Source organism: Flavobacterium sp. N502540, from assembly GCF_025947365.1.
Taxonomy (GTDB): Bacteria; Bacteroidota; Bacteroidia; order Flavobacteriales; family Flavobacteriaceae; genus Flavobacterium.
The window spans coordinates 2799306-2812870 of the sequence record NZ_CP110012.1 but is presented as its reverse complement, the minus strand read 5'-3'; the positions used below and the strand labels follow the sequence as shown (position 1 = coordinate 2812870).

General features: G+C 33.1%; 14 protein-coding genes and 1 tRNA gene. 3 read left to right on the top strand and 12 right to left on the bottom strand.

Features of this window, described 5'->3' with window-relative positions; all coding sequences use genetic code 11:
- Positions 1–63: 63 nt before the first annotated feature.
- Positions 64–543, bottom strand: coding sequence for a hypothetical protein (locus tag OLM58_RS12115; protein WP_264529111.1), 480 nt, complete (start codon positions 541–543; stop codon positions 64–66).
- Between the two features lie 432 nt (positions 544–975).
- A complete protein-coding gene (locus OLM58_RS12110) occupies positions 976–2592 on the bottom strand; it encodes a T9SS type A sorting domain-containing protein (RefSeq protein ID WP_264529110.1) in 1617 nt (538 codons plus the stop codon).
- Positions 2593–3083: 491 nt separating this feature from the next.
- Here OLM58_RS12110 and OLM58_RS12105 point away from each other — a divergent pair, with 491 nt between their 5' ends.
- Positions 3084–4388 carry a M20/M25/M40 family metallo-hydrolase gene (locus OLM58_RS12105; RefSeq protein ID WP_264529109.1) on the top strand — a complete coding sequence of 435 codons (1305 nt, stop codon included), beginning with the start codon at positions 3084–3086 and terminating at the stop codon, positions 4386–4388.
- Between the two features lie 123 nt (positions 4389–4511).
- On the opposite strand, the gene OLM58_RS12100 is transcribed toward OLM58_RS12105, so the two are convergent.
- Positions 4512–4859, bottom strand: a complete 348-nt coding sequence (locus OLM58_RS12100; RefSeq protein WP_264529108.1) for a DUF1493 family protein — start codon at positions 4857–4859, stop codon at positions 4512–4514.
- A gap of 354 nt (positions 4860–5213) precedes the next feature.
- On the bottom strand, positions 5214–6374 hold the full coding sequence (locus tag OLM58_RS12095) for a histidine decarboxylase (protein ID WP_264529107.1): 1161 nt from the start codon (positions 6372–6374) through the stop codon (positions 5214–5216).
- A gap of 153 nt (positions 6375–6527) precedes the next feature.
- On the opposite strand from OLM58_RS12095, the gene OLM58_RS12090 reads away from it, so the two are divergent.
- Entirely contained in the window at positions 6528–6980 is a 453-nt protein-coding gene (locus tag OLM58_RS12090; protein WP_070908787.1) for an Lrp/AsnC family transcriptional regulator, read from the top strand.
- Between the two features lie 59 nt (positions 6981–7039).
- Here the strand turns inward: OLM58_RS12090 and OLM58_RS12085 are convergent, their stop codons facing one another.
- The 5 genes from OLM58_RS12085 to OLM58_RS12065 form a co-directional block, all read right to left on the bottom strand.
- Positions 7040–7537 (bottom strand): hypothetical protein, encoded by a 498-nt coding sequence (locus tag OLM58_RS12085; protein ID WP_264529106.1) that lies wholly within the window; start codon positions 7535–7537, stop codon positions 7040–7042.
- Positions 7534–7956: a hypothetical protein gene (locus OLM58_RS12080; protein WP_264529105.1), complete on the bottom strand. Its 423-nt coding sequence runs from the start codon at positions 7954–7956 to the stop codon at positions 7534–7536. Before OLM58_RS12080 ends, OLM58_RS12085 begins: the two co-directional genes overlap by 4 nt.
- Before the next feature lie 74 nt (positions 7957–8030).
- Positions 8031–8654, bottom strand: a complete 624-nt coding sequence (locus OLM58_RS12075) for a hypothetical protein (RefSeq protein WP_264529104.1) — start codon at positions 8652–8654, stop codon at positions 8031–8033.
- Positions 8655–8709: 55 nt separating this feature from the next.
- Positions 8710–9198, bottom strand: a complete 489-nt coding sequence (locus OLM58_RS12070) for a Crp/Fnr family transcriptional regulator (RefSeq protein ID WP_264529103.1) — start codon at positions 9196–9198, stop codon at positions 8710–8712.
- Between the two features lie 523 nt (positions 9199–9721).
- On the bottom strand, positions 9722–10456 hold the full coding sequence (locus OLM58_RS12065) for a hypothetical protein (protein WP_264529102.1): 735 nt from the start codon (positions 10454–10456) through the stop codon (positions 9722–9724).
- 565 nt (positions 10457–11021) lie between these two features.
- Here OLM58_RS12065 and OLM58_RS12060 point away from each other — a divergent pair.
- A tRNA-Glu gene (locus OLM58_RS12060) sits at positions 11022–11093 on the top strand.
- A gap of 256 nt (positions 11094–11349) precedes the next feature.
- Here OLM58_RS12060 and OLM58_RS12055 read toward each other — a convergent pair.
- From OLM58_RS12055 to OLM58_RS12045, 3 genes are all read right to left on the bottom strand, one after another.
- Positions 11350–12084, bottom strand: a complete 735-nt coding sequence (locus OLM58_RS12055) for an SDR family NAD(P)-dependent oxidoreductase (protein ID WP_264529101.1) — start codon at positions 12082–12084, stop codon at positions 11350–11352.
- A 24-nt stretch (positions 12085–12108) separates the two neighbouring features.
- On the bottom strand, positions 12109–12327 hold the full coding sequence (locus OLM58_RS12050) for a tautomerase family protein (protein ID WP_264529100.1): 219 nt from the start codon (positions 12325–12327) through the stop codon (positions 12109–12111).
- A 170-nt stretch (positions 12328–12497) separates the two neighbouring features.
- Complete coding sequence (locus tag OLM58_RS12045) at positions 12498–13502, bottom strand: MsnO8 family LLM class oxidoreductase (RefSeq protein WP_264529099.1); 1005 nt, start codon at positions 13500–13502, stop codon at positions 12498–12500.
- Positions 13503–13565: the final 63 nt, after the last annotated feature.

Genomic DNA, 13565 nt, shown 5'->3' with positions numbered 1-13565 from the left:
AACTTTCCATTAAGCCTATTGCCCAAATCTGTTATAGTAGCTGTTAGTGGCTGGGCTTTCTATTCACATTAAATCCGTTTCTAATTCTTTATCAATTGTCCAAGGAATTTCAGTTTCAAATTCAATTTGCACAAGATTTTTTCCATCTTCAAAAAATGACAAAGCATTATCGTTGCGAAATCCAATACTAAAATTTTCTTCAATTTTAGTTAACTCAAATGTAAAGCTATTTTCTCGTACAGGAACTTTGCAGTTTTTACCGATAAATTCTCCTTTAAAATGAAACCAACCACCATAAAGATGTAATCCGTTATTCTGCTTACAATATCTAGTTACTTCACTTTCTTTTCTATAGTCAATTCCAATTTCTATAAACAGATTTTTAATTTCTTCGGGAAAGACATTTTTACGATAATTTGAATAGTTTTTACATTCATTACAAACACAGCTGTCAGCATTGCCAATTTCAACCTTTTCATAAGTTGATTTAGTCAATTCGTTATTTACAATAAGTTCCCAATTTCTGAATTTTATTGTTTTCATTCCTGTGTTAAAAAAATTGTGTTTGATTATTTATTCTTCTGTAACCTACCACTAACTTGTATATATCTCTTACGATATCCATCTTATCTACCCTAAATTAGGCCAATGTCTGATAAATATCAGTTCTTATTTGTTCTCAAAAATAGGCTTTTTATTTCATAAATAATCAAATGGGCTTTTTACCTGTTGAATACTTCTCGTACTAACATCGGTGTAAATTTCTTCCCGCTACGCAAAGTCTCCTGACTTTGCGTTTTTAACCTTTAGTTCTCATAAACCTTAAACCTGTATAAGTCTCCCGACTTTTCTGAATTCTATTTATATTAATAGTTATTTCCAAATTACATCTTCTACAAGAAAACTTAATCATTTTGCGGGTGCGAAGTCAGAGACATTCGCACAGCGTTGCAGATGAACACTTCGCATAGCGATTTATTTTTTTAAAATTTTTAGAGTGCTTCCATTTTCTGTTCTTAAAAAATATGTTCCAGATGGCAAAAAATCAAGATTTACTTCATTATACCCAACGACTAAATTTAACTCTTTTAATTGCTGTCCAATATTATTATAAATGTACATTTTACATTCAGATTTTGTATCTATATTTACTTTGTCAACTGTAGGATTAGGATATAATGTTGTCGATAATAATGGGTCATTTTTATCAACAGAAAGAATCGATTTACACATTGCTGTAACTTGATCTCTACTATTACAACCTGACTTATTTGAACGTATAGTTACGCTTTTCTCTATGTTTGCCAAATAATTACAAATACTTTCGATTGCGCAAGTTGACAATAATGGATTTAACTCAATAGTTACAAATCCAATTGTCTTGTGATCAATATTTTCAACACCTTTTAAGCTTGTTAACTTATCACAATAACTAACTGCAAAAGAACGATTGTTCATATTCTTAACACTTTCCAGCCCCATTAAATTTTCAAGATATCTACAACCAGATATAGAAATATTTCCCGTTGAAACTAAACTATTTACACCCTGCAGACTTGTCATACCAAAGTTATTTGAAATTTCAAAAGCAATTCCTACTTTGGATAAAGCAGCCAATCCTGTTAAATTTACTAATTCATTGCAGGCTTTTATCTGTAGCATTCCCTCTATTGATGTAACATTTTCTAAACCATTTAATGAAACCAATTTATCATTTCCAAATAAAGTTAAATTTTCGTTTATAAATTTAAGATTATTCAACCCCTCAAAATTGATTAAATTATCATTATCAAAAACAAATAACCTATATATAGTATTTAGATTCTCCAAACCAGCTAGAGTAGAAAGATTATTATTTAGTTCGATATCAAAAAAACGCCCTGTTGACGACAACCCATTTAGACCTTGAAAATCTTTTAAACTATTATTCAACCTAACTTTCAAATCTCTTTTTACGGTCTTTAAATTATTTAAACCACCCAAAGAAGTCAAAATTGGATTTGACTCGATTACTAGATCATTATTTAATTCAGTAACGCTTAGTAAGCCATTAATATTTAGAAGTTTATTATTCGCACTGATTACTAGGTTTTTTCCAATAGTTGCAACATTTTTAATACCATCGATATTATTTAATACATAATTATCATTTATAATTAAATCTCCTCCAATTGATTTAAGGCTTTCAAGTCCATTAACATTATCTAAAATATTATTAGTTTTTATCAATAAATTTCCCCCAATCGAATTTAATCCATTTAGTCCATTAAAATCAGTTATCAAAAAATTATTAGTAATGGTTAAGTCACCACCTACAGAAGTTAAATTATTTAGTCCGTTTAGATCTTTAATTGACGATCTAAGAACAAGACTTCCTGCTATATATTTGATTTGTGATAACCCCAAAAGATTAGAAACGTTTTCTATTGATACATTCCCATCAATAATAGTACAACCTGGATAATTTTTGGAAAAATTGTCTATTTGAGACTGATTACGGAATGTAATTCCCGATGGAAAACAATTTTGGGCAAAACCACTTGGTGCTAAAAAAAAGGTTATCAAAAAAGTTAACATTCCTAGTTTAATCATTCTTCTTGAGGTTTTTAATTTATTGAAAAAGTTTTTTTACCAAAAATAGATTATTCCTTACAAAATCAACAGTCCTCTTTTAAAATAAATTTCATAGCAACCCATATTCCTATTAATTTTACAAATATATACCTATGTAATACTCCTCAAACTCATATCCGCTGTGGCGGAATTCTCTTTACATTAATAGTCGTTTCCAAATTATATCTTCTGGAAGAAAACTCAATCACTTTGCGGGGGCAAAGTCAGAGACATTTGCACAGCGTTACAGATGAATACTTCGTATAGTGGGACAACCAGAAAACAATTAAAAATGCTGTCAATCAAATTTTAAGCAAAAATTATATTGTGGCTTTATGATCTCCATTTTCACTAATCTAATTTAGTAATGTTGTCAGTTTTTTTTAATTAAAAATTCTTACCAGCGCTAAGTTTTGCAAATAAATAACATACTTTTGAATTAACTAAAACCTTATTTATAAAACTAAAGTATGAGAAAAATTATTGTAAGTATGTTTGTTCTAAGTCAATGTTTTAATGTACATGGACAATCGATAGATAAAATTATTACGAATAAGGAAGTAACTCGCATAGAGAAAATACTTTCGGCTGATGATATGCAGGGCAGAAGAACTTTTACTCCCGGTATTGAAAAAGCATCCGCTTTTATAGAATCAGAGTTTAAAAAAATTGGCTTGCAAACTTTCAATGCAGCAGCGAATTACAGACAAGAATTCTCAATGACTGCCTCTAAAGCCGTTTCTTCAAAAATCACCATTGACGGTAAAGAGATCAATAACAATCAGGTTGTAACCTTCTCCTACCTTCCTCAGGTTTCTTTAACCGAAAAAAGCGATGCTTCTATTGTAAAAATCAATAAAGGGGACAACTTTGGCGAGAAATTTAATGAATATTATAAAAGTCCAAAAAATATTTTGGTACTGGTTGACCCTTCATTTGATAAGATTTTACCAAATATTCAACATATTGATCGAATAACTTCTAATCCTGGAAACAATACAGTTATGTTTGTTTTTGGCACTACAGAAGCAACCACTTTTTCTGTTGAATTGACGAATACAATCTCCAAAAAAGCATTGAATAATATTGTTGGAATATTACCCGGAAAAACCAAACCAAATGAATATGTAATTTTTTCAGGGCATTATGATCACATAGGAACAGGCACTCCTGAAGAAGGCGCTCCACATCCTGCAACAGATTCTATTTACAATGGTGCTAATGATGATGCCGCCGGAACAACAGCAGTAATTATGCTTGCAAAATATTTTAAAAAACAAAACAACAACGAGCGTACTATTATTTTTACCACATTTACAGCGGAAGAATTAGGTGGTTATGGAGCCAAATATTTTTCTAAACAGCTTGCGCCAGAACAAGTGATTGCGATGTTCAATATTGAAATGATAGGAACAGAATCTAAATGGGGTAAAAACTCTGCTTACATTACAGGCTTCGAAAAGTCGAACATGGGACAGATTTTACAAACTAATTTAACCGGAACTAGCTTTAACTTTTATGCAGACCCTTATCCGGACCAACAATTATTTTACCGCTCAGACAACGCTACTTTAGCCAGACTTGGAGTTCCTGCTCACACCATTTCTACTTCAAAAATGGATAATGAGCCTACGTATCACACTGCCGATGATGAATTTGAAACCTTAGATATTGATAACATGACCCAAATCATAAAATCAATTGCATTAAGTTCTTCTTCGATTATTAGTGGAAAAGATACCCCTACAAGAGTCAATACTACTCAATTAAAATAACATTATACAGGTTCGAGTTTTCGCCGCGGCGAACTACAATAAAAAAAAGCTTCAGAGAAATCTGGAGCTTTTTTTTATTGTAGATTACGCAGGGAGTAAAGTTAGAGACATTTCCGCAGCTTTTCACAAGAGGCTCTTTGCAGATCGGGGATCAGGATCAGGCTCAAACCATTCCCTCTTATTTATAATTGATAACAAATGTCCCACAGTTAATAATTTCTTTTCTTTTTTAGTTCGAAAGACTCTTCTAAAAATTGAAATCAATATAAATTCATCTTCATCAAAATATTCATAATAATCAAAAGCATTCATATCTATGTTAAATTTTGTTTTAAATAAACCCATAAAACGATCATTATCTTCGGATACTGTTTGGAGCTTATTTACTTCCATGTCCAAATTGATATTATCTACCCCAAAGACTTCATTTATCAACAACTTGAGCTGAATCAAATTATAACCATCATTCATAATGTTATTTTTTTTAAAGTGTTGCTCTGTCAATAGTATATCCCGCGCTTGGCCAAGTCCCTCCACTCTTCGAAGTGTTCTCATGAGTGCTACGCAAATGTCTCTGCCTTTGCGTCTCCTCTAAAAAACAAATCTAGCACAAAAAAACGAAAACATCATAAAGCCTCTAACTTTACCTCAAGTTTAATATAGATTCTATTGATCAAATAATTTAGCATTCAAAACATTTATAATTGAAATTTTTAAAAAACCTACTATTTACAATATCATAAAAAAAAGCGCAAAGTCAGAGACATTTGCGCTTTTTTCATAAGCTCCTTTACAGAACAGAATTATCAATACTATTCCAAAACACTACCAACTAAATTCTGCCATTTCTTCCGGGACTTCAATGCAATTTTCTACGTCGTTGATAAACAGATCGATTTGTCCTTTGGTCACGTTTGGCATACAGATAATATGGGAGATATCGCCCTCCGTGGCTAGTTGCCATTTTGACTTCACTTCTTCGGCTATTTTTGGAAAAACAACGGTAATCGAATTTGGATTTCTCCAGGCCGCAATTCCCATGTTTTTCAGTCTCTGCTCACAATATTCCGCGACTTCTAAGCTGTGTAAATAACGTTTTTTTAAACCTTCAATACCTAGTTTTTTCAGGGTAAACCATAAAAACAACGGAGAATGTCCATTTCTGGACCCCGTGATTGTGGTGTCTAAGGAACCAATATACGAGATTCCTTTCGAGATTCTGTCTCTATTAGAACGCTTCGTGATAATAACACCGGTTGGAATAGGCGAACCAATAAATTTGTGTCCGCTGATGGAAATGCTGTCCGCGCCATCCATAAAATCAAAGGGAAACCGTGGCTCCATAAAAGCACCATAACTTCCGGATAAGGCAGCATCACAATGGATGTAGCTATCTTGTATGGCCAATGTTTTTAGAATATTCTTAATTTTTGATACGTCGTCTTTGGCTTCTTTCATGGTGGTACCAAAAGTAGTCAGTACAATAGCCGGTTTATGACGATTCAGTTTTAACGTGTTTTCAAAATCTTCATAATCGATTTCACCATTTTCCTGCGAACGAATAACAATACTCGGAATGTTGAGCAAGTGAATGTTTTTACGCACACTGTAATGGGTTGATTCCGAATAATAAACCATTGCTTTTGGATATAATTCTCTTGCGAGATACAATCCGTATAAATTACTTTCGGAACCGCCATTGGTTACATAACCCCAATAATCTTTTGGATTGGCGCGGAATAATTTGGCAAAAAAGCCAACCACTTCTCTTTCCAGTTCGTGTGTTTGCACTTTGTAGGTACAATCTTCAAAAGGATCCCCAAGATTATTGATCGGATATTTTAAAAAATGATTGATTTCCGAATAATCAAAATCTTTGGATACAGGATAGCCTAAGAAATTATCTCTGGCATTTTCGATGTATTGGTTCAAATCGACTAAACGTTGATTGTCTTGTATGGATAATGATTCTGAGATCAGTGTCATAACATTTATTTTTTCTGTAAATGTACTTTTTATGGTTTAATATTCTTCATTAACAATAAAACTTGAAATATAATTCTAAATTTGCCCTATAATTAAGTTTTTTACTATTGAATTTACTATTTCTTTTTTCTGAAACCATATAATTATTCTGAAATGGATGCCATAGACAAAAAAATATTGATGCTTTTACAGCAAGATGCGAAGCAAAATACGAAAGAAATTGCCGAAAAAATAGGTTTATCAGTCTCTCCCACTTTTGAGAGAATCAAAAAACTGGAACAAAAGCAGTACATCAAGAATTATGTTGCTTTGCTGGATGCCGAAAAAATTGGAAAATCAATCAGTGTATACTGTCAGGTTACTTTGGCGGTGCACTCACGCGAATTGATTGATGACTTTAAACAGCATATTCTGGTATTACCCGAAATAACAGGCTGTTTTCACGTATCCGGGAATTATGATTTTCTGCTGAAAGTGGCTGTCAATGATATGAACGAATACCAAAAATTTGTGATCGATAAATTATCGGTTATCAAAGGGATTTCAAATGTGCAAAGTTCTTTTGTGATGGAAGAAATAAAGAATGATTTCGCCTTTAATTTATAAAATTGGATTTTCATACCGCTTTTCATAGGAAATCCTTCTTAGAGCAAAATGGAATCTTCTTAATTTTTTTTCTTTTTGGGCTTTAAAATTCTTCTTAAAAACTTTACCCAAATGGTCCATTTACTGTTTTTTGTCCCATTTGTAAAATGGTTTTCAACCTTGTCAAATGCATCTTCAATATAGGAATCGTGGAGCCAGCGAATTGCAAACACCCATTTTAAGGTGGCCAAACCTGTTGTATTCATATCAATAGAATGTTTGAGCTCGGTTACATGAACATCTAATTCCGTAATTTCAAACTTATGAAATCCATTAAATCCTTTTGGTGTTGTAAATTGAAATTGAATATAATGGTCCGGCTCATAATCCTGAACGGTATATCGTATTGGCCCGTGTCCACCCTTTGAACCTATACTTAATCCGTTATCTAATCGCATTGGCGGCCATTTGTCTGTTGCCAGCATCATGTCGTTTCCAGACGATAAGGTTCTAAACAATTCTTCGATTTTGTGTTTAGGCTGATTAATTATTCTTGTATGCAGATTGATTACTTTCATAACGAAATGGTGTTTTCTGCTCTCCATTTTTGCAACCCGCCAATTAAAAACAAAAGCCCGATTATTATAGCCACTAAAGAATATATTGTTTCTGCTATTGAGTTTGTTCCCTGTATTGTATCGGCAATTAACTCTCCAGCTCCACGCAGCAGATATATTCCGGCAATTAAAAAGATAACAGTCTTTAGTAATGGCAGCTTTCTAAACTTATTAGCTGCCGAAAGACCGTAAAGACCGAAAATAAAAAACACAATAGCCACAACAATGGTCAGCAAATAAGGCAAAGTACTATGCTTTTGAGCAAGTGTTGCCATTTCTTTTCCAATCCCTGTAATTTCAAACATTTGGTCGGCCCAAATTAATCCAAGAATGTGCCCTATTGCAATTACAATATTGATATATCCTCCTAGTTTTAGCATAATTTTATTTTTTTTTTAGTTCCTAAACAAATTGATTATTCCGGCAAATACCCAGAACCTATTTCTTTTCTCAATCATACTTTCTTTATTTTTTCTATTATTATTTTGTATTCATGTGGTAATATTACTCCCTCAAAATGGTTGGTTAGTCCATAAAATAGGATGACTGTTAACACAAATCCGAATATAAGAATTGATTCTGCTTGTTGCTTCGGAGTTAAACTCAGAACATTGCTTTTCATCTTTTTATTATGAACCGAAGCAATGTGCCCGAAGAAAGAAAGAATTGCAAGTCCATAATACGGAACAAAAAACCAATAAAAAGGAAAGGTATTAAGCCCTGCCACTCCAAAATAAAAATTGGTATCGAGATGTAAAAAGAGGCGGGCGATGAAAACAGCACTCACATGAACAATTAGAAAAAAAGCCAGGTAAAGTCCCGTCCAAATATGTAGTTTCTCAAAGTGGGATGTTGCTGTTTTTCTGCTTTTCTTAAAAAGATTGATTCCTGATACGATTTGAATAAAAACTGAAACTAATAAAATTGTCTCAACAAAAGTATTGCGATAAAACAATCGTAAAGTATCCATTATTGCAATGTGGGTCGCCATACCAAAAATGCTGCAAAAATGATTGAATAGATGCAGACCTATAAAAACTGTGATGGTTAGTCCGGAGATATAATGAATTCGTATCATCTCATTTGATTTCTGCAAAGTTCAATCAACTTATTCAAAATCCATTTGATCTAAATCAAATTCGATATTTTGGGTTGCGAATCCGGCTCAAAGTTTCAAGCGTCACACCAATATAGGAAGCAATGTGTGTTAACTGAACGCGTTGAATAATATCGGGGCGCGTATCTAATAGACTTTTATATTTCTGCGAAGCACTCTCAAATTGTATCGAAACAACTCTTTCCCGCAATTTAAGCATTGTTTTGGTTACTGCCATTCTTCCTAATTTCTCAAAACAATGATGTTTATCGCTCAAGGCTAATACTGTTTCTCTTGAAATTTGCAATAAAGTTGTGGGTTCAAGCAATTCGATATTGTACATCGTTGGACCGCCTCGGAAAAAGCTATCAATGGCACTTACAAAATCATTCTCAAACGCAAACCAATCTGTAATATCCTTACCGTTTTTTGTGTAATAAGCTCTTGCACTGCCATTAATTATAAAATAAAGTTTATCGGCAAATTGACCTTCTTTTACAAGGATAGTGTCTTTGTCAAGTGTCAAGATCTTTGATCCTTTTTTAAGATCCTCTTTGCACTCATCTGTTAACGTAACGTAGTTCCTGCTTATAGTCTCTATTATTTGTTCAATGTGCATACGTTCTCTCTGAAATGGGACAAAATGTTTTGGAGTTAGAAGCTCAAATGCTAAATTAAAAACACCGACATCAAATATACATACAAATGTTCAATTAGGCACTTTAGTAGAGTAGTTGTAAAACTCTATTACCGTCTTATCCTACTCATCATAACAACCAGATTTAATAGCTTTTGAATCCATTCTACAGTAAAAAAAACACCTATAACAACAATCTTCGCCGTTCTACTCTTGTCATATCTCAAACAATTTTCTTTTTACACAGTAAACAAATATGTTAAAATTAAAGAACAAGATAATCTTTAACGTTAGTTGCAACTCACAAACTTGATAATTCTAACTTTAGACACCAAAAGTAGCACTCTCCTGTAAGTGAGAGCATCTGTGCAACGTTTATGAAGATTTCGAAGAGCTATACTATTTACTAATTTTAGCAGCTTGTAGGTGTATTAAATATAAAATACTTTTCTACTATTTGATTTGTTTTACTATTCTTTGCTCTTATTTTGTAAATGTATTTAGTTGTAAAAAAACTAGTGTGTATTTTTTCAAGAGATTTAATATTCTTGATATCATCAAACCATTCAGCTCCACAATTTTTTTCTACTGCAAGTTTGAGTTCGTCAATCGTAAATTTTATTGGAGGATCCTTACTTTCATCAAAATATATAAATTTTAAATCTTCTTGATTGATTTTAAACTTTCTCCATTCTGACCTGTAACTTTTCCAATTGTCAATAACACAAAATGGAACTTCAATTTCTCGTTCTGTATCAATTCCTATTTTTACTTCAATTTGTCCATACAATTCTATCTCTTCAAACTCAGTTTGTTCAATCTTAAATGCTTTGTCAAACATCCACTCACCAGGAATAAGATTAAAATAAACAGTATCTTTTTCTGCTCTATAAGTATAATCATCCTGATCTGATTCCTTACGCCAATCCATTTCAACCTCTTTTATCAAATCTTTTACTAAAATGGTTAAGTCGGAAAATTTAACTTTCATATTATTATCTACATTCTCTTTTTTAGCTGTTACTAAATCTTCTTCCTGTTCTACTAAAACCTCTTTCTTATTTAATCTTTCGTTTAACTCTTTTTTCCTTTCCTTGCAGGAGAATAATAAAAAGCAAATTAATACTATCTTAAATATAATTTTCATGGTGGTAGTTGAAGTTTAAATTGTTAATTTTTCCAAGCACTAAAAATATATTTTTTATCCATTTTTATTGATTTCCTCTAACGTTTTTTTTTAAGAAACTTATCCCTAATATAATTCCAATTCATTCCTAAAAAAGCTGGTAATATTTTTGTTTTTATGTTCTGCATTAATTTATGATTTGATTCAGATTGCAAGTGCGAAACCAAAATACATCCTCACAATATACTTTTAAGTTTTATCTGATACCGACTTTTCTTGAAAAACCCCCTAAAACCTCCGAATAAAACACATGAATTTTCTTTCAAAATAAATAATTCCAAAAATAATTTTCATTTTTTTTGAAAGGCATCATTTCAATAAAACAAAAGAAAAATCTTATTTTATATTTTCTACAACAAAAACAACCAATTCTGAATCAATTAAGTACAATTACACTAACTTTAATTCCTTTGTGATTGGTTATTTCTAAAGGCATTATTATCAAAAGAAGCCCGAAAAAAAAAATCAAAAAAGCTATTGTGTATTCTAAAAACAGTTGTATTTTTGCACCCGCAAGAACAAAGCAGGTCCGTTCGTCTATCGGTTAGGACGCCAGGTTTTCATCCTGGTAAGGGGGGTTCGATTCCCCCACGGACTACTTATCAAGACAAAAGCTTCAGAGAAATCTGAAGCTTTTTTTATTGGGATTCTGTAGGGAGAAAAATTGCTTTTGCCCTTTCAGGGCAATCTTACACCTTAATCTAATTTATAGCGCTTCGCACTATACTCCTGCTTTTCTGGCTTTCAGCCTTTTCTCCCCAACTTTTGTTCTTGATCCGCTAATTCCATCTTTTTTTGTTTTTAGATGTCTTGAAATGTATAGCGCATAAAAACAAATTAGAATGATTTAATCCTTAGTTTAAGTTGCGTCCGGCTCCTTTACCTCCATCAACATTGATAATTGACCCTGTAATAAAACTGCTTTTTGCAACCGTATACGCCATTTCGGCAATATCATCAATCTCTCCTACGCGGTTTAGTAAATGTAACCCGGCACTTTGATCTGCATGACCTCCATGCATTGGGGTACGTATGATACCAGGCGCAATGGTATTGAAGCGAATATTTTGTTTCCCAAATTCGGCTGCTAATTGAATCGTTAAGGCATGGATAGCTCCTTTGCTTGAAATAGGTGCAGTAGCAGGCAACCCTCCAAAACCATGATTAACTAGCGGTGTCCCAATATTAATAACAACCCCATCCTGTTGTTGCAACATTTGAGGAATTACGGCTTGTGTGGTGAAATAAGTACCTTTAAAATTGGTATTCAAAAATTTATCCAGATAAGCTTCATCTACTTCTAAAAAAGGCTTGCTGTCAAAAATCCCTGCATTATTAATCAATACATCTATTGCCCCAAACTTTTCAAGTGCTACACTTACTAATTGTTCACCGGTTTGTTTATCGCTTACATCTCCGGCAACCATTGCGAGATTATTCCCTGCTCCTAATTCATTGAATGTATCTTCAAGTGTGCTTGGCAGCAATGAATTAATGACTACATTATCGCCTCGGTCTAAAAAATATTTTGCAATTCCTTTTCCTATTCCTGATGCTGCACCAGTAACTACTATTGTTTGTTTTTTCATTGTTTTTATTATTTATTGAATTTATTATTTTTCTATTGACTGTAAAGCTCTTTCTCTTATTACTGATCCTTGTTCTCCTGCATATCCCCAATTATCAAGATCTACTTCCTGAATTACGACATGGGTTAAATGTGGGTCTTTGTTTAAAGTCTCTGTAATTAAATCGGTTACTCCTTTTATAAGGATTTGTTTTTGTTCTTTGGTTACGCTTTCTCGCGTAATCTCAATTTTTATGAATGGCATGACTTTTTCGTTTTATGCTTATCGCAGTTATTTGAATTTTTTAATTAAATAGCAAGCAATAGAATCCCTTCATGAAAGAGGAAAAATTCCCTTTCATGTCTCTTTTTCAGTGTTGTTTAGAGGGTAAGAAGCCTGCTAATTTTTTGTTGCTTCTCTATTAAGTGACGTAACTAATTCAGCTTGAATACTTCCGACAATAATGCGATGGCTTTCATCCTGTTTTCTTTACCAAAAACCTGAGGTAATACCATGATTTCATTCGTTTGGTATTCGGCGGCGAGCTGCTCCATTTGTTGCTTTGCATTATCAGAATTTCCAACAATAATCCTTCTTCTGTTGTTCCTGATAATTTCTTTTTCTTCTAGCGTATAAGGATAATCTTTAATACTTTCAAAGTTCATATAATAAGGAGTTTCACGTCCTGACTCTATCATTAACATCCAGTGATCAAATCCTTTAGCAAGCTCTTCGGCAGTTTCTTCTGTTTCGGCAACTGCTGCGAAAACTGCAACCATATTTTGAGGTTTAGGGGTTATTACCGAAGGACTGAAATTAGCGAAATAATCTTCTGTAGCCTGTAGTCCTGTTCCAGCGGGATTAATGAAATGTGCAAATATATAAGACGTCCCTTCCTTGGCAGCGAGTAATCCTCCGTTACTTCCTGCTCCCAAAGACCACAATTGCGGTACTGTAGCTACAACAGGTGATGGAACTAAACCCGGAAACGAAGAATTTATTTCTTCCTGACCACTTAGATAAGCCTTCAAATCCTTAACCTGCTGTTCATAGGATGAAATTCTAGTCTTTCCAATGTTTAATGCTGAATGCGTGATTTTATCTCCTCCCGGAGCTCTTCCTATACCAAGATCAATCCTGCCGGGATACAAAGCTTCCATAATCTTTATACCTTCTGCTACTTTGTATGCACTATAATGTTGCAGCATTACTCCTCCTGAACCGATACGTATATTTTGTGTATTGGCTGCAAGGTGCATCATTAACATTTCAGGATTACTTCCGGCTAAAGTCTGCATTCCATGATGCTCAGAAACCCAAAATCGTCTGAAACCTAATTTATCCGCAAATTGAGCTAGTTTTGTGGTTGCAATTAAGGCTTCTCTTGAATTACTCTTCTCATCAATAGGAGAATAATCTAATATGCTTAAATGAATCATAACTTTTTTTTTTGCAAATTTAGCACCAAAAAAAAGCTGCCACAATAACGGCATAACGATTCA

Coding starts and splice junctions, on each gene's coding strand:
- OLM58_RS12080 (WP_264529105.1), bottom strand. CDS start 7,956: ATGCTAAAACTAGGAGGATATATCAATATTGTAATTGCAATAGGGCAC.
- OLM58_RS12095 (WP_264529107.1), bottom strand. CDS start 6,374: ATGACACTGATCTCAGAATCATTATCCATACAAGACAATCAACGTTTA.
- OLM58_RS12065 (WP_264529102.1), bottom strand. CDS start 10,456: ATGAAAATTATATTTAAGATAGTATTAATTTGCTTTTTATTATTCTCC.
- OLM58_RS12105 (WP_264529109.1), top strand. CDS start 3,084: ATGAGAAAAATTATTGTAAGTATGTTTGTTCTAAGTCAATGTTTTAAT.
- OLM58_RS12100 (WP_264529108.1), bottom strand. CDS start 4,859: ATGAATGATGGTTATAATTTGATTCAGCTCAAGTTGTTGATAAATGAA.
- OLM58_RS12075 (WP_264529104.1), bottom strand. CDS start 8,654: ATGATACGAATTCATTATATCTCCGGACTAACCATCACAGTTTTTATA.
- OLM58_RS12085 (WP_264529106.1), bottom strand. CDS start 7,537: ATGAAAGTAATCAATCTGCATACAAGAATAATTAATCAGCCTAAACAC.
- OLM58_RS12055 (WP_264529101.1), bottom strand. CDS start 12,084: ATGAAAAAACAAACAATAGTAGTTACTGGTGCAGCATCAGGAATAGGA.
- OLM58_RS12115 (WP_264529111.1), bottom strand. CDS start 543: ATGAAAACAATAAAATTCAGAAATTGGGAACTTATTGTAAATAACGAA.
- OLM58_RS12090 (WP_070908787.1), top strand. CDS start 6,528: ATGGATGCCATAGACAAAAAAATATTGATGCTTTTACAGCAAGATGCG.
- OLM58_RS12110 (WP_264529110.1), bottom strand. CDS start 2,592: ATGATTAAACTAGGAATGTTAACTTTTTTGATAACCTTTTTTTTAGCA.
- OLM58_RS12045 (WP_264529099.1), bottom strand. CDS start 13,502: ATGATTCATTTAAGCATATTAGATTATTCTCCTATTGATGAGAAGAGT.
- OLM58_RS12050 (WP_264529100.1), bottom strand. CDS start 12,327: ATGCCATTCATAAAAATTGAGATTACGCGAGAAAGCGTAACCAAAGAA.